Origin of the sequence: Ferrimonas balearica DSM 9799 (assembly GCF_000148645.1) — a bacterium.
GTDB classification, from domain to species: Bacteria; Pseudomonadota; Gammaproteobacteria; order Enterobacterales; family Shewanellaceae; genus Ferrimonas; species Ferrimonas balearica.
Window position 1 is genome coordinate 586,259 of the sequence record NC_014541.1, and the last position, 14,293, is coordinate 600,551.

Below are 14,293 nucleotides of genomic sequence, written 5' to 3' on the forward strand. Positions count from 1 at the left end.
TCGCGCTTTTTGTGTGCATCAGGCCGGTTGTGCGGCGGGCAGGGGGCGCTCCACCGGTTTGGCGTTGATGGGCAGGTGCAGCACGGCGGCAATCAGCGCCATCACGACGGTCAGCCACCAGATGGGGGTATAGCTGCCGGTGGCGTCATAGATGCGACCGCCGAACCAGGCGCCCAGGAAGCTGCCAACCTGGTGGGTAAAGAACACCAGACCATAGAGGGTGGCCAGGTAGCGCGGGCCGAAGATCTGCCGTACCAGGCCGGAGGTCAGCGGTACGGTGCCGAGCCAGCAGAAACCGATGGCGGCGCCGAACACGGTGGCACTGTGGGTGCTGATGGGGAACATCACAAAGGCGGCGATCACCGCGGCACGCAGCACGTACAGGGCAAACATCACGTGGCGCTTGTCGTAGCGGTCGCCCATCATGCCCCAGAAGTAGGAACCAAAGATGTTGAACACACCCACGTAAGCCAGAGCCATGGCGGCGGCGTTGCTGGGCAGGCCGAGATCCGCCAGGTAGCTGGGCAGGTGGGTGGCGATAAACATCACGTGGAAACCACAGACAAAGAAGCCCAAATGGATCAGCCAGTAACCGGGGTGACGGAACGCTTCGGCCAGCGCCTGCTTCAGGGTTTGCTCTGGCGCGTCGTTGCCGGTGCTGGTGTCGGTTTGGGGCATCCGCATAAACGCACCAAAGGCCACAATCAGGGCACAGCCGATGGCAAACACCTGCAGCGCACTCTGCCAGCCAAACTCGGTCAGCAGGGTTTGGGCGCCGGGGATCATGGCGAACATGCCAAAGGAGCCAGCGGCGGTGGTCAGGCCGAACGCCTTGGCGGCGTGTTGGGCCGGCACCACACGGGCCACCGCGCCCAGCACGATAACGTAACTGGTGGCAGACAGGCCCAGGCCAACCAGCGCGCCCAGAGTCAGGTACAGCCACTCCGGTTGAGCCGCTACGGAGGTCAGCGCCAGACCGAGGCCGTAAGCCAGGCCACCGCAGACGATCACCCGGCGCGGACCATAGCGGTCAGCGGCCATGCCAACAAAGGGCTGGAACAGGCCAAACAGCAGGTTCTGCAGGGCGATGGCCAGGCTGAAGAACTCGCGGCCGACATCAAAACTGGTGCTGATGGGGGCCATAAACAGGCCGAAGGACTGACGGATCCCCAGGCTCAGGATCATGATGGCGATGCCCAACCAGACCAGGGCAGGGTAACGACGCAGGCTCATGACTGACCCTCCGCCATGTGGTGGTCCTGATGACCACCCTGGTGGCAACCGGCATTCACGGCTTGCCCCGCCAGGGCCTGAACCATGCGGGGGGAGTGGTGAAGGGTAAGCAGGGTCGCTGCCAACAACAGGCAGGGGCCCAGCAACTCTCTGAACAGGGAACGGTGTTGCATCGTGTATCCAGTGTTTTAGGGGAATAAAAAACACCCCCCTCAACTGAGGGGGGTGTCCTTGTTAATCTGTCAGGCGTTGGCGTCTCCGCGCCGTCGCGTCAGGGGCACCAGTCTGCGGTGCCCTGCTGAACCAACTGCTCCTGTAACAGGCGTTGGTCCAGCGCTTGGTTGTCCAGCCATACCCGGGCGGTGAAGCCGTCGGCTTGCTCCTGCAGCTCTGATAACTCAATGGTGTGAGCGTCGGCCAGCAGGGTTTCAACCCGTTTCAGCGCCACCGCTGCCGCCCCCGCTTCGTCGGCACACTGGCCGGGAAACTGGGGAAATGCTGCGCCAGTGACCTGCAGGGTCAGGGTTTGGTCCGCCATCTCGGGCCAGTCCGCCATCTGCACTCGCAGGCGGTCGGCGCGTTCAACCGCCAGCACCTTGCCAACGGTCAGCCGTTCACTTGGCTGTGGCAATACCAGCGGCTCCACCGGCGGTACGTAGGGGCGGTTAAAGGTGGTGTTAGTGACACCACAAGCACTGAGCAGGCTCACCAGAATGAGCGGAACAAGCGTTTTCATGGGCGAAAGACTCCGTTTTCAATGGCGCCGTTTATACCACAACTTGCCATCTCCCGGCGCGCCTTCCCGCTCAGACTCAGGCCCGGGCCCGCATCTGTGCCGGTTCGCTCTCCGCCTGCCACTCCGCCAGCTTGTCGCGGATCTGGGCCAGCGACGGGCCACGTCGGTCAGAGCGGCCCAGCAACTGGCACAGCCCGTAGGCGTACTGGTCATAGAGGGCCGGGTCTTCGGCGCAGCGCTCGTCATCGTCGCACTGGATCAGCGAGCCGCGAATGTAGCTGCCCACCAGCGCCACCCGGTCAAACGCCCGGTCAGCACTGAGGTCCGTGACCCAATGGCGATAGGCGTCGTTGTAGTGACGCTGCGCTTCCTTATAAGCGGCACGGTGTGGCTCAGAGCCCGCCTCCAGAATGTCCGGGTTGGGCATCAGGCGGTGCAGGACAAAGCGCTTATGGAAGCGCTGGTCCCACAGCAGCCAGCACTGGTGCAGCAGAAACGCGTCCAGTGGTGACTGAGCTTCCGCGGCCAATTGCTCAGCGCGCTCCAGGCTTCGGGACCAGCGATGGCGGCACAGCGCCAGAACCAGATCCGCTTCCTGAGGGAAGTGGTTGTAGATGGTGCCGCGGCTGATGCCGGACGGTGCCACCAGGTGGGAGCGCCGCAGCGTGAAGGTTTTCTCACCCTCAAGCAGTCGTTCAGCAACTTGTGCCAGATAGCGGTCCCGTTTGTTCCAGTCACCCATGATTTCCTGCCTTATCGCCAGTAGCCTTCACTGTCCTTGCTCACGTTTCCAGCATAGTGACGAGCAGTACAGGGGTAAATCGAGTTATTCTCATAGCCCTATTTCCTGAGTTAATACCCATGCTGAAAATTGAGCTGTTAGAGAGTTTCATCGCCATTGCCGAACTGGGCAGCCTGTCACGGGCTGCGGAGCGGCTGTGCCGCACCCAGTCAGCGGTGAGCCTGCAGCTCAAGCGGCTGGAGGAAGCGGTAGGGCAGCAGTTGCTGAACCGGGACCACAAGGGGGTCAACCTGACGCCCAGTGGCGAACGCCTGCTGAACTACGCCCGCCAGATGGTGAAACTGAACCAGGAAGCGTTGAGCGAACTGAGTCAGGAGCCGGAGCGGGAAGTGATCCGCCTGGGCCTGCCAACCGATTACGTGGTGCGTTACCTCACCACCTCGCTGCTGGAGTTTATCCGTGAGTTCACCGCCATTGAGCTGGTGCTGGATACCGACGTCAGTGGCAATCTGTACCGCCGCCTGGAGCAGGGGGAGCTGGATCTGGTGATCGGCACCCATTGGGAGCCACAGCCTAATGCCGAGATCCTGGTGGAGCGTCGTTTCCACTGGGTCGGCAAAAAGGGCGGCAACGCCAAGACCCGTCGCCCCATCCCGCTGGCGCTGTACCCGGAGAACTGCCCGATTCGGGCCCAGGTGTTCGCCCATCATCACCTGAACATGGTGCCGGTGCGGGCGGTGCTGTCGACGCCGTCGCCGGAAGCGATCTGCATGGCGGTGGAGAATGACCTGGCCATCGCGCCGATCGCGGACTTCCGCATCCGTGACACCATGGATGTGCTGGAGCCGGAGGAGACCGGCCTGCCCAAGCTGCCCACCTTTAATGAGGCGGTGTACCTGGGCAAGACCGTACCCACCCCGGCCATCAGTCAGCTGATTGAGCTGTTGCGTACCCACCGCCAGGCGATCATCGGCGAGTGAACCCCGAATCAGAGACAAAAACGGCGCCCAATGGGCGCCGTTTTGACGTTCTGGCCTGAGTGGATCAGTACTTGGTCTTGGTCAGGTCGCAGCGAATCGCCTCACCGCGCATCGCCGGGGTATCCGGGCGCTCGGAGGACTCACACAGACGGGTGGTGCCGTAGTCGTTGCGTTTGTCGTGGGCATTGGAGCGGGCCCACACGGTCACAATCGCTTTCTCTTCCGGCTTGGCATGGCAATCGGCGCCGTTGTAGTTAAAGGCGTGGATGGTGTTCTGATGGAAGTAAACCAGGTCATCCTTGTGCGGTGAGGTGGAGGTCCAGAACATCGCCTCATTGTCCATGCCCGCATCAAACTCCACTTCCCGCAGGGTGTCGGTTTCGCTCAGGGTTTTCACCAGCGGGCTGTTCTCGCGCACCGCAAAGTTCTGGAACTCGTCGGCACAGGCCGGCTCGCGGATGGTGTAGTAGATCTCGGAGATGGCGTGGTTGTGGTAGGGGTAGAACGAGTCGATGCGCTGGGCCACCATGCCCACTTCGGCCCCCACCTTCTCGCCGTTGATGGCCTCGATCCGCAGCAGGCCCCAGTGACCAAAGACTTCGGCGTAGGCGTAGCTGCCGCGGGTTTTGTCGAAGTTGCGCAGGTTGCGCTGACTCTCTTCGGCGTACATCGGGAACCAGCCCACCGAGGCCCACAGGTTGGGCAGGGCATTGGCGCTGACGTCATAGGGGAAGGCCTTGGGCATCACTAGATCGTCGCCGGTCACCATCTTGGCAAAGTGCTTGGTGAACTCACGGCCGTAAGCCTGCACCTCCGGGTCTGTCACTTTGGTTTCGAAGAACTCGCTGAAGGTGGTGCGGTTCAGCCACTGGGCCACCGGTGAGCGTCGCTCCAGCTCGCCGCCGGGGCTGTAGATCCAATCCACGTCCTCGCGGGCACCAAAGCAGGCTTTGGCCTTGTCCGGGTTATTAATCACCGCGTAGATGTGCTTCACCATCAGCTGCATATCGCGCTGGTCCATGATGCACATGTACTGGGGGCCTTTGAGGTCGTGGGTGTTGGTTTCCACCATGCTGAGGTCGGAGTGGCGGCAGTTGCCGTCGGTGCTACTCAGAGCCACGGCGTAGGCTTCGAGGTATTTGAGGGTTTCGTCCCACAGCTGGTCGACATAGGGCTGCGCTTCCGGGCTGTACTCGGCGGGCGCATCGAGGCAGGTGAACGTGGCGTTGTTGATTTCGTCGGGGTCCAGAAAATCCGGGACAGGGGCGGCCAGCGCGCTCTGACAGCAGAGCAGCGTCGCCAATAGGGCAATGGGTTTCATGGGAGTACCTTCCGCTCGGTGAAACGGTTGGGGAAAAACGGGGTGGAAGGAACAACGGGCGGGTTCCGGGAGAGAGTGGAGGCGCCCGAGGTTCCCCCTGCGTGAGTCTGGGGAAAGGGCCCGCTGCAGGGGGCAGGCCCTTATCCGTCAGGTCCGGCGCTTACTGCTTATGGGCCGGGTATTTGAAGGTGTGGCACTGGTCGCACATCGGCGGCTTGGTGCCGTGCTCGGAGTGACACTCCACGCACGGGATGTCTTTGCCGTAGTGCAGGTTGTTGTGCGGGTTCTGCCATTTGTCCTCTTCCGGACGGGCGGTCTGCTCAGCCAGTTCGTCCACGTCGTGGCACACCTGGCAGGCGTCGTCCGCCGGGTAGCCCTTGGGGGCGCCCTGGTGACAGGTTTTGCAGTCGAGGCCGGCGTCTTTGTGCCAGTCGCGGATCTCCATGGCCTGGGCAGAGAGAGCAACAGAGCCCAGCACCAGGGTGGACAGCATCAGTGTAATTGCGCGTTTCATGGTCATTTCCCCTTATGCTTTGCCAGCGGCTGCGGTGCGTGCGGCAGTGATGCCCATCACCATGCACTCCGGAATGGAGCAGCTGCCCAGACGGCTTACGCCGTGGATACCACCGGCCACTTCGCCGGCAGCCAGCAGGCCCTTGATCGGCTTACCGGTCAGTGAGTCCTCCACCTGTGCCATCTGGTTGACCTTCACGCCACCCTGGCAGTAGTGCACTTTCGGCCACAGGCGAACCACCATAAACGGTGCCTTGATGTGTTTGCCCTTGGCTTCGCCCATCGGCTTGCCAAACTGCTCGTCCACACCGCTGTCGACGTAGCGGTTGTACTCTTCGATCTGTGCCTTCAGCGGCTTCAGCGGTACGTCGAAGTGCTTGGCCAGGTCTTCCAGGGTGTCGAATTTCCAGCCCACACCGTACTTCAGTACCTTCTTGCAGTTCGGGTGCTTATCGGCATCGTGGTAGTGGGTGATCATCAGCGGCGGCACCGGGTTGCCTTCGGCATCGCGGTTGCTCAGCTCGGCGTCGGCACGGGTCTTACGGTCCGCAATCTCGTTCATAAAGCGCTGGCCGGTCAGGCGGCTGACGGCGATGGAGTGCGGGAAGTTGAAGATGGAGTAGTTGGACACGTAGCCGAAGCCACCCTCATCCGGAGAGGCCCACGGGCCGGACTGGATGTGGGCCAGGTGCACCGGTACGGCACCAATGCGGAACATCTCCAGCATCGCTTCGCCGGTGGCACCTTTGATGTTGGTGCAGCCTACGTCGCTGGTTAGGGTCGGGTCCTGAGCCATGCGCAGGGCGATGTTCTGGGAGAAACCACCGGTGGCCACCAGCACGGCAGTGCGGGCGCGTACGTTGAGGGTTTCGCCTTCAGACACTTTGCGGTCGGCGTAGTAGCGGGTTTCGATGGTCACCCCTTCGATGGCGCCATCTTTGCCACGGATAAAGCCACTCATCCGGCAGCGTTTGTTCATCTCCACACCTTTGCTCAGCGCCATCTTGTAGAGGGGCTGGGTGATGCCGGCGCCACAGGCGACGGTGGTCTGGTAGGTACGCGGGGCGCTGTGGCCACCGAGCTGCTGCAGGTAGGGCAGGTATTCGGCGCCGGCGTCGAAGGTCATCTGCAGGGCTTCGTTGGCGTGTTCCGCCACGTGACGCAGCAGGGCTTCATCGGCGATGCCGCGGCCGGATTTGAGCTGGTCGGCCACCATCTGGTCAACCGAGTCTTTCACGCCCTCTTTCTTCTGCATCGGGGAGCCGGGAACCGCGAACAGGCCACCATTGATGGAGGAGTTGCCGCCAAACGTCGGCATCTGTTCAAAGATGGCAACGGACTTGATGCCCTGCTTTTTCGCTTCGATGGCAGCGGCCAGCGCGGCAAAGCCGGAGCCGATGATGACGAAGTCGTAGGTTTTGTCCCACTGGGTGTCCTTGCTGGAGGTGCCAGCCAGGGTGGGGGCAGCGACAGCGGCCAGGCCGGTGGCGCCGAGACCCTGCAGCAGTTTGCGGCGGGTGTTGTTAATGGTTTGCTCACTCATGGTGTATACCTCGTAAGTCGGTTAGCCAGAGCAAGGTTAAAGTCGGAACGCGTTCCAAACTGTGGTGCTGGGGTAAAGGTTCCCGAAAGCCTTGTTTTTTCCGCTCCTTTTGAGCGGGTGAGCAAGAAATGAACAGAACTTGGGGGTGGGGCACGGATTGGAACCCGGTGCAAAAACGGGTGGGCGTCCGGTTTGCCGGGTGAGGGACAAAAAAGGGTTTTTTATCCGACACAAAGCTGTGGAGCAGGCCCATGTTTCTGGCGGCGGACCACCGCATGAACAGGATTAAAGCGCGGATGGACAATTGTCCTATTGCCCGGTCGTCAGCGAGGATACACTTCGCGCCGTTTGCCAATCCGGCCTGTCTTTTTAGGGTACGCTTCAGTGAATGTCCTGTTGATCGATGGTCACCCCGACCTCAGCACCTCCACCGCGAACGCGGCGATCCTGTCCCAATTTGACGCTAACACCGACTGGCGCATCCACCACCTGGGTGGGCGTGAACTGGTGGTGGCGGATGAGCAGGCTGCACTGCTGGCCGCCGACCTGGTGATTGTGCAGTTTCCACTGTACTGGAGCACCTTCCCCCACGTTCTGAAAAAGTGGATCGACGACGTCTTTACCTACGACTTCGCCTTCGGTCCCAACGGCAGCAAGCTCAAAGGCAAAAAGCTGCTGTTCTCAGTGACTGCCGGTGCCAAAGCCAGTTCCTACAGCGAGGAAGGCTTCAACCTGATGCCGTTCTCCGCTTACCAGCGCGCTTTCGAGCACGCCTTCGTTGCCGCCGAGATGACCCTCCTCGACACCGCCATCACCTTTGAGATGAACGCGGACCCGAACGAGGGCGGGGATAAGGACGCCTGTCTTGCGCTGGCCCAACAACACGCTGACAACGTGATGTCGATTGTCGCTTCATTGAACCACTAATCTTTCCGGGAACCTCTCATGTTTCAATCTCTGTTGGGTGTTATCGCCCTGCTGGCCGTGGGCTACGCCTGTTCGGAAAACCGCAAAGCGATCAGCTGGCGCCCGGTGATCGGCGCGTTTGCCATTATCCTCGGCATCGCCGCTTTCGTTCTGGCCACTGACACCGGCGGCCAGGTGCTGCTGAGTGTATCCAGCGCCGTGGGCCAGGTGTTTGGCTACGGCGCGGAAGGCATCAAGTTTGCCTTTGGCAGCCTGGTGGACTTCAGCGTTGAAGGCATCGGCTTTGTCTGGGCGCTGCAGGTGCTGCCGCAGATCATCTTTACCGCGTCCCTGACCTCACTGCTGTACTACCTCGGCATCATGCAGTGGTTCGTGCGCATCATCGGTGGTGGCCTGCAGAAGGTGCTGGGCACCTCCCGCGCCGAATCCATGAACTCCGCCGGCAACATCGTGCTGGGCCAGACCGAAGCGCCGCTGCTGGTGAAGCCGTACCACCCGGTACTGACCCGCTCCCAGATCTTCGCCGTGATGGTGGGTGGCGTTTCCTCCATCGCAGGCTCCATCCTGGCCGGTCTGGCGGGCATGGGCGTCGACCTCAACTACCTGATCATGGCGTGCTTTATGTCCGCGCCGGCGGGCCTGATGTTCGCCAAGCTGATCCTGCCGGAAACCGAGCCGACCATCGACGAAGTGCCGGAGCTGCCGGACGATGAGAAGCCCACCAGCTTTATCGACGCCATCTCCAAAGGTGCCATCATGGGTATGGGCATCGCTGCCATCGTGGGCGCGGTGATCATCGCGTGTATCGGCCTGATGGCGATGCTGAACGGTGGCCTGGGCGCCATCGGTGCCAAGATTGGCTACGAGCAACTGAGCGTGGACGTGATCCTGGGCGCGCTGTTCTACCCGGTGGCCTGGCTGATCGGCATCTCCGCCGATGAAGCGATGATGGCCGGTTCCTTCCTGGGCCAGAAGATCGCCATGAACGAGTTTGTGGCCTTCGCCAGCATGAACAATGTGGAACTGAGCGCCCGCTCCACCGCCATCATGACCATCGCCCTGTGTGGCTTTGCCAACATCGGCTCCGTGGCCATGGTGGTGGGTGCCCTCAGCAAGATGATTCCGGAGCGTTCCGGCCTGATCGCCCAGCTGGGTATGAAAGTGCTGCTGGCCGCCACCCTGGCCAACCTGATGAATGCCGCCATCGTCGGTCTGTTTGTCTGAGCCGGAATCGATGAGCGAGAAACAGCCGCACATTCTGGTCAGCGCCGCTGACGTTTCTGAGCGGGTGATTGTCTGCGGTGAACCCAACCGGGTAAACCGCATCGCCGCCCACCTCAGCGAACCGCAACTGCTGGCGGACAACCGCGAGTACCGGGTGATGAAGGGCCAATACAACGGCGTGACCATCACCCTGTGCAGCACCGGCATCGGCGCCCCCTCCGCCATGATCGCGCTGGAGGAGCTGCACCAGTGTGGCGTTCGCCAGATGGTGCGGGTGGGCTCCGCCGGTGCCCTGCAGCCGGAGATCGAGCTGGGTGAGCTTGTCATCGCCGAAGCGGCGGTACGCGACGAAGGCGGCTCCAAAGCCTACGTCGATGCCGCTTATCCGGCGGTGGGCGACCGGGAACTGACCCAGGCGCTGGTGCAGTACTGCCGCGACGCTGGTGTGCCGCATCACTGTGGTGTGGTGCGCTCCCACGACAGCTTCTACACCGACGATGAAGCCCGCCTGTGCGACTACTGGCACGGCAAGGGGGTGTTGGGGGCCGATATGGAAACCGCTGCGCTGATGACTCTGGGCCGGCTGCGCGGCATGGCGGTGGCGGCGGTGCTCACCAACGTGGTGCGCTACCAGCAGGACGTCAAAGCCGGGGTGGCCGACTATGTGGCTGCGGATGAGGCGATGGCCGAGGGCGAAGCCCGGGCCATCCGCGCGGCGTTGGCGGCACTGACCCGCTAAACCGGTCTTCTCATCGGGAAATCACGGGCAGTCGTTTCGGCGACTGCCCGTTTTCGTGCGCGGACAGGTGTTATTACGCGGCAAAAATGCGTATGTTGCGGCAAGTTTGGTTCGAAGCTGACGTTATGCGACTGAGCCCCTACTCCTCGACCCGTTTTGCCCCGTTGCTTGAGCAACACCACGACGCTTTTACCGCCGCGCTGTCCGAGTGCCGGGTGGGGGCCGCCCAATTCCAGGCGGACGACCTGCTGTTGACCCAGGGACAGGCGGTGGACCGGCTCTACATCGTGCCTACCGGCAAACTTGCCTTTCACATCACTGCCATCAATGGCCGCCGTTTTCAGCTGGGCGAGGTGCAGTGCGAGCACCACATCATTGGTGAGATGGAGTTCTTCACCAACACCCCCTGCCAGTGGAGTGTGATGGCGATGGAGCCGCTCCAAGCGGAAGTGCTGTGCGTTCAGCGCCTGCAGCAGCAACTGACCGCCAATCCCATTCTGTCGCTGTTCTTCGCCTCGGCCTTGGCGTTCGATTACCAGGAGTCGCTGGCCATCTCTACCCACCGCCTGCTGCACCCCATCGCCTACAACATCGCCTTTGACCTGTGGCAGCGTCGCCACAGCAAGATGACTTTGGACGCCTTCAATCGCGTGGAGCAGGAAGCGGAGCGCTTCGGCACCTCCAGCCGGGTGTACCGCCGGGCGGTGAAATCGCTGATAGAGCAGGGCCTGGTCGAGAAACGCGGGCACAGCATTGAGGTGGTGGACTGGCCCAAGCTGGAGCGGTTTATTGCGCTGACGGTGGAGTAGGGCAGTAAAGCCGCTGTTCAAACATCACAACGCCCCGGGCTTTTCTGGCCCGGGGCGTTTTTTAGTCTGCAGCGGCCCGTTCGGTATCTTGCTGCCCCAGATCGGCCTGGTTCAGTACTTCAAGAATATGCTGGTGCACGGCAACACGGCGTTTCTCCTCGACCGTCATCCAGTAGATCAGGTCACGTACCGCGTTATTGGCAAACAGGAACAGCGCCATATAGTTGATGCGGTAGTCCCCATAGGCCGCCTTGGCCAGGGATACGGCAGCCACCACGCCGTAGGCGATGGCGCACATACGGGTGTACACCACCTCGTTGATGCCGGTCAGCTTCTTCCATACCCACAGCATGATTTTGGGGATGGCGATGGCCAGCCCCTGGCTCATCCAGGCGCGGAAGTCATAGCCCTCCAGGTAGGCTTCCCGGGCCAGGTCAGCGGCGCCGGTTTTGATGCCAACCGGATTCATCAGCATCGAGTAGCCGGGGAAGCCCAGGCCAGCGCCGCCTCCGGCGGTGGTGTTGCTGCCGTTGATGTCCGAAAGGATGTGGCAAAAGAACGTCATCAGCGCGGTCAGGATGTTCTCGACGCTGTATCCGCCCTGCATCGCCCGTCCCGGATTGGCCACGGTGACCATCTGCTGCAGCTCCGGCGAGTAGAGGGTGCAGGTGCCCTGGATCTGGTCGCGGATGGCGTGCACCGCGCCGAGCAGGTCATGGGCCGGACTGTCGAAGTGGTGGCCTTTGCAGTTGAGGTTGCTGAAGGCACCCTGTTCATACAGTTCCCGGTTATGGGCGAAGGCTTTTTTGTATTCTCCCAGCTGGTTTTGCAGGTCTTCTCCCTGCAGCGACGACAGCAGCTTCTTGTCGGAACCGGTCAGGTCCTGCCAGTCCATCTTAATGTGACCGCTGTTGGCGGCGTCGTAACTGACATGGTGCTGGGACTCCAGTGACTGGATGCCCGATTTGTCGAGCCCCGCCTGCTCCATGGCGCTGCCGATCTGAACTTTACCCACAAAGAGTTCAACCAGACCGCCCAGCAACCCCGCAAAGCTGGCCACCCACAAGTCGGCGTCACTCATGCGCAGCGTGTTGTCCTCGCGGATGCCGATGATGGTTTGCTGGCAGGCCAGCAGATGCTCCGGCGTGGTCAGGTCAAACAGGGTGGCGGGCGGCGCTTCATCGATCAGTTCGGTGATCGACTTGCGCCGGATGGTGATGGTGGACTCGCAGGGCGCTTCCCCCAGTGCAGCCAGCGCCGCAGCGGTGGCACTTCGGTCTATGGTGCTGCCCAGGGCATCGCGGCTCAGGATGGAGCGGGTGGCGATGTCACCCTCCTCCAACCCCAACGTGGCCAGTGCGGCGTGGGTGGCACTACGATCCGTCGGCGCAAACTCCGATTGTTCGACCCGGCGCTGCAGGTCAACCTGGGCGTTCAGCAGCCCCTGCCAAGTGACGTTTTTAGTCATTGTCTGCTCTTCTTCGGGGCGGTCAGGAACGGGTTTCCGCTTCCAGTTGCTGAATGCGGTCGGTCAGTTTGCGGATCACCACGGCGTCGAATTCGCTGTTGCGCAGCAGGAGTTCGCGTTCCTGGTAGAGGTGTTGCAGCTCGACCAGTTTCTCGGCCATCGCCAGTTTGACGATCTCGGTGCGGATCACATCGTTGTTTTTAAAGTCGTCCAGATGCCAGGAGAGCCAGCCGGCGGCCAGCAAGGGTTTCAGCTTGGCCGGGACATCGGCCTCGTCAATCTGGCGGATGGCATCGGGGAGCTCACTCAGGATGCAGACACCGATGGCCAGGTAGACCTGGAAGGTCAGCATCAACAGCGGGGAATCCTGGGCTTCGCGGGCACTGGAGCCGTATTTGATTTTGCCCAGTTCCGCTTCGAGATAGGCGCGTGGTGTCTTGCCGTAGGTGGCCAGGTCCAGTGTGCTGTGCAGGTAGCAGTATTCGTACAGCTCACGCACCTCCTCGCGACGGTACTCCTGATGCAGGCAGGCGGTCAGGTCCGATTCACGGCCGATAAGGCGTCGGTTTTTGAGCATGGCGCAGGCAAAAAACGCCGCCCAGGTGTTGCCTTCATACTGACCACGGATCAGTTCGTTAGCGAGATTGTCTTTCTTAATGTCGAACAGCAGGTTCAGGTCGCTCATGATTCAGCGCTTACTCTTGTTATGTTGTGCCACTGGGGATCACCGGCTCAGGTAACGGGTCAAATCGGCCCGTACCGCAGCATCAATCGAGGGCGGGTCGAGCACCTCCATCTCCGGTGCCCAATACTTGATGAGAGGGATGATCTGGCGGGGGTGGTGGACCTCGCTGCGCAGGATCATCCCGCCGTCGGGTAACGTTTCAATCGTTTCCTGGTAGGGCAGCAGTGACCGCCGTTGGAAGTAACTGGCCACCTCGGCGGACACTTTGACGGTGACGCCGAGACGTTCGGAGCCGAAGAAGATGCCATCCGCCTCTTCAATGGCGCGCTGGATGGCCGGGTCAGGCTCAAAGGTATCCGGCAGAGACAGTTGATTGCGGATGGCGCTGAGCTGGAAGGCTTTCAGCGCAGCCCCATCGACCGCGGCCAGATACCAAATCCCCTTGTTATTGACCAGCCGGTAAGGCGCCAGTCGCGGATAGACCTTGCCTTTATAGTGCAGGCTGACGCAGTGGTGGGCGTTGATGGCCCGGGTCAGCTTGTCCAAAGATTGGCGCAGGCCTGGATTGTCTTCGTAGTGGTAGCCCTTGATCAGGTAGGGGCTGGCTAAGGTGTTGCTCAGGATATTGGCGATAAAGCCCGCATCCAGGCTGGGAAACAGTTGGCTCACCCCTACCAGGCTGGAGAAGTTGCGGATGTCCTGATTGGACAGTTTTCCCATGGCCGCAGCGGCGAGGTGGAAACGGTCACCCGACTTGTCGATTGGGAGAAACGCCAGCCGGGCATTGATGTCCCGCTGCAGGGTGCGCTTGTTGACCCCGTATTGTTCAGCCAGGGCGCTCATGCTCAGGGATTCCCCCGAGTTCAGGCGCACCAGAATATCGGCGAGGCGATCCGCCAATGTGGTTTTATTGCTCATGCTATCCAGCACTGTGTGGTGATGTTCCGGCAACCTTACCGAATGAGGGTGACAGCCGGTGTCACCCTGTACAAAACGGGATGGGCGTTAACTCATTGTTTAGAGGGTTTGTTTCCCGGAGCGGATAGATAGCAAATCGCGGTGTTCAATTCCGTCGGATAGCGCCAGCTTCCTGAATATTGTTTGCCTTTTTCGGGCTGTGGGGGATCTGGAGGGCGGGAAGGCGTCGGTGTTTGTCCTGATTGGCCGATGGAACCAGCCACTTGGTTATTGCGGTTTCCGTCTTTGTTTCAGGCTTCGAAGCCAACCAGACAATCGTTTCGCCCAGCGACGCCAGAATGTGGGGGGAGGGCAAGCGGCGCTAAGCGTTGTGTCGCGACGCGAAGTTACACAGCATCAAGAAGCTGACAGCACGAATGGTGCATACGAAAAAGCCCCAGTCTTTCGACTGGGGC

The 14,293-nt window shown here is 61.3% G+C and carries 15 protein-coding genes; 5 read left to right on the forward strand and 10 right to left on the reverse strand.

Translation table 11 applies throughout. From position 1 onward, the window contains the following. Window positions 1-18: 18 nt before the first annotated feature. The 4 genes from FBAL_RS02775 to FBAL_RS02785 all read right to left on the reverse strand — a co-directional run bounded on the left by FBAL_RS02775 (window position 19) and on the right by FBAL_RS02785 (window position 2,711). On the reverse strand, window positions 19-1,233 hold the full coding sequence (locus tag FBAL_RS02775) for an MFS transporter (protein WP_013344053.1): 1,215 nt from the start codon (window positions 1,231-1,233) through the stop codon (window positions 19-21). Continuing rightward, the gene (locus FBAL_RS20380) at window positions 1,230-1,406 is read right to left on the reverse strand and encodes a hypothetical protein (RefSeq protein ID WP_013344054.1); all 177 of its coding nucleotides are present in this window, start codon (window positions 1,404-1,406) and stop codon (window positions 1,230-1,232) included. Before FBAL_RS20380 ends, FBAL_RS02775 begins: the two co-directional genes overlap by 4 nt. Before the next feature lie 98 nt (window positions 1,407-1,504). Then, window positions 1,505-1,969 (reverse strand): hypothetical protein, encoded by a 465-nt coding sequence (locus tag FBAL_RS02780; protein ID WP_013344055.1) that lies wholly within the window; start codon window positions 1,967-1,969, stop codon window positions 1,505-1,507. Between the two features lie 76 nt (window positions 1,970-2,045). Continuing rightward, entirely contained in the window at window positions 2,046-2,711 is a 666-nt protein-coding gene (locus FBAL_RS02785; protein ID WP_013344056.1) for a TetR/AcrR family transcriptional regulator, read from the reverse strand. A 119-nt stretch (window positions 2,712-2,830) separates the two neighbouring features. On the opposite strand from FBAL_RS02785, the gene FBAL_RS02790 reads away from it, so the two are divergent. Further along, window positions 2,831-3,691, forward strand: a complete 861-nt coding sequence (locus tag FBAL_RS02790; RefSeq protein ID WP_013344057.1) for a LysR family transcriptional regulator — start codon at window positions 2,831-2,833, stop codon at window positions 3,689-3,691. 64 nt (window positions 3,692-3,755) lie between these two features. Here FBAL_RS02790 and dddY read toward each other — a convergent pair whose 3' ends face one another. The 3 genes from dddY to ardA form a co-directional block, all read right to left on the reverse strand. Further along, window positions 3,756-5,012 carry a dimethylsulfoniopropionate lyase DddY gene (gene dddY, locus FBAL_RS02795; protein WP_013344058.1) on the reverse strand — a complete coding sequence of 419 codons (1,257 nt, stop codon included), beginning with the start codon at window positions 5,010-5,012 and terminating at the stop codon, window positions 3,756-3,758. A 160-nt stretch (window positions 5,013-5,172) separates the two neighbouring features. Beyond that, window positions 5,173-5,526 (reverse strand): cytochrome c3 family protein, encoded by a 354-nt coding sequence (locus FBAL_RS02800; protein WP_013344059.1) that lies wholly within the window; start codon window positions 5,524-5,526, stop codon window positions 5,173-5,175. Between the two features lie 12 nt (window positions 5,527-5,538). Beyond that, window positions 5,539-7,068 (reverse strand): acrylate reductase flavoprotein subunit ArdA, encoded by a 1,530-nt coding sequence (gene ardA, locus FBAL_RS02805; protein ID WP_013344060.1) that lies wholly within the window; start codon window positions 7,066-7,068, stop codon window positions 5,539-5,541. Window positions 7,069-7,452: 384 nt separating this feature from the next. On the opposite strand from ardA, the gene FBAL_RS02810 reads away from it, so the two are divergent. The 4 genes from FBAL_RS02810 (at window position 7,453) to FBAL_RS02825 (ending at window position 10,767) form a co-directional block, all read left to right on the forward strand. Beyond that, window positions 7,453-7,995 carry an NAD(P)H-dependent oxidoreductase gene (locus tag FBAL_RS02810; protein ID WP_013344061.1) on the forward strand — a complete coding sequence of 181 codons (543 nt, stop codon included), beginning with the start codon at window positions 7,453-7,455 and terminating at the stop codon, window positions 7,993-7,995. Between the two features lie 18 nt (window positions 7,996-8,013). Next, window positions 8,014-9,219: a NupC/NupG family nucleoside CNT transporter gene (locus tag FBAL_RS02815; protein ID WP_013344062.1), complete on the forward strand. Its 1,206-nt coding sequence runs from the start codon at window positions 8,014-8,016 to the stop codon at window positions 9,217-9,219. A 10-nt stretch (window positions 9,220-9,229) separates the two neighbouring features. Continuing rightward, window positions 9,230-9,958 carry a nucleoside phosphorylase gene (locus tag FBAL_RS02820; protein ID WP_013344063.1) on the forward strand — a complete coding sequence of 243 codons (729 nt, stop codon included), beginning with the start codon at window positions 9,230-9,232 and terminating at the stop codon, window positions 9,956-9,958. Between the two features lie 92 nt (window positions 9,959-10,050). Further along, window positions 10,051-10,767 (forward strand): Crp/Fnr family transcriptional regulator, encoded by a 717-nt coding sequence (locus FBAL_RS02825; protein ID WP_245544369.1) that lies wholly within the window; start codon window positions 10,051-10,053, stop codon window positions 10,765-10,767. A 61-nt stretch (window positions 10,768-10,828) separates the two neighbouring features. Here FBAL_RS02825 and FBAL_RS02830 read toward each other — a convergent pair whose 3' ends face one another. Genes FBAL_RS02830 through FBAL_RS02840 form a run of 3 tightly spaced genes read right to left on the reverse strand, consistent with a single transcriptional unit; the run spans window position 10,829 to window position 13,838 of the window. Continuing rightward, a complete protein-coding gene (locus tag FBAL_RS02830) occupies window positions 10,829-12,235 on the reverse strand; it encodes a hypothetical protein (RefSeq protein ID WP_013344065.1) in 1,407 nt (468 codons plus the stop codon). Window positions 12,236-12,257: 22 nt separating this feature from the next. Continuing rightward, complete coding sequence (locus FBAL_RS02835) at window positions 12,258-12,920, reverse strand: hypothetical protein (RefSeq protein ID WP_013344066.1); 663 nt, start codon at window positions 12,918-12,920, stop codon at window positions 12,258-12,260. Between the two features lie 39 nt (window positions 12,921-12,959). Next, window positions 12,960-13,838, reverse strand: coding sequence for a helix-turn-helix transcriptional regulator (locus FBAL_RS02840; protein WP_013344067.1), 879 nt, complete (start codon window positions 13,836-13,838; stop codon window positions 12,960-12,962). Between the last annotated feature and the right edge of the window lie 455 nt (window positions 13,839-14,293).

Bases quoted from the DNA above. Each gene is read 5' to 3' on its own strand.
- FBAL_RS02785 (WP_013344056.1), bottom strand. From the start codon at position 2,711: ATGGGTGACTGGAACAAACGGGACCGCTATCTGGCACAAGTTGCTGAA.
- ardA (WP_013344060.1), bottom strand. From the start codon at position 7,068: ATGAGTGAGCAAACCATTAACAACACCCGCCGCAAACTGCTGCAGGGT.
- FBAL_RS02825 (WP_245544369.1), top strand. From the start codon at position 10,051: ATGTTGCGGCAAGTTTGGTTCGAAGCTGACGTTATGCGACTGAGCCCC.
- FBAL_RS02775 (WP_013344053.1), bottom strand. From the start codon at position 1,233: ATGAGCCTGCGTCGTTACCCTGCCCTGGTCTGGTTGGGCATCGCCATC.
- FBAL_RS02820 (WP_013344063.1), top strand. From the start codon at position 9,230: ATGAGCGAGAAACAGCCGCACATTCTGGTCAGCGCCGCTGACGTTTCT.
- dddY (WP_013344058.1), bottom strand. From the start codon at position 5,012: ATGAAACCCATTGCCCTATTGGCGACGCTGCTCTGCTGTCAGAGCGCG.
- FBAL_RS20380 (WP_013344054.1), bottom strand. From the start codon at position 1,406: ATGCAACACCGTTCCCTGTTCAGAGAGTTGCTGGGCCCCTGCCTGTTG.
- FBAL_RS02830 (WP_013344065.1), bottom strand. From the start codon at position 12,235: ATGACTAAAAACGTCACTTGGCAGGGGCTGCTGAACGCCCAGGTTGAC.
- FBAL_RS02840 (WP_013344067.1), bottom strand. From the start codon at position 13,838: ATGAGCAATAAAACCACATTGGCGGATCGCCTCGCCGATATTCTGGTG.
- FBAL_RS02835 (WP_013344066.1), bottom strand. From the start codon at position 12,920: ATGAGCGACCTGAACCTGCTGTTCGACATTAAGAAAGACAATCTCGCT.
- FBAL_RS02815 (WP_013344062.1), top strand. From the start codon at position 8,014: ATGTTTCAATCTCTGTTGGGTGTTATCGCCCTGCTGGCCGTGGGCTAC.
- FBAL_RS02790 (WP_013344057.1), top strand. From the start codon at position 2,831: ATGCTGAAAATTGAGCTGTTAGAGAGTTTCATCGCCATTGCCGAACTG.
- FBAL_RS02780 (WP_013344055.1), bottom strand. From the start codon at position 1,969: ATGAAAACGCTTGTTCCGCTCATTCTGGTGAGCCTGCTCAGTGCTTGT.
- FBAL_RS02800 (WP_013344059.1), bottom strand. From the start codon at position 5,526: ATGAAACGCGCAATTACACTGATGCTGTCCACCCTGGTGCTGGGCTCT.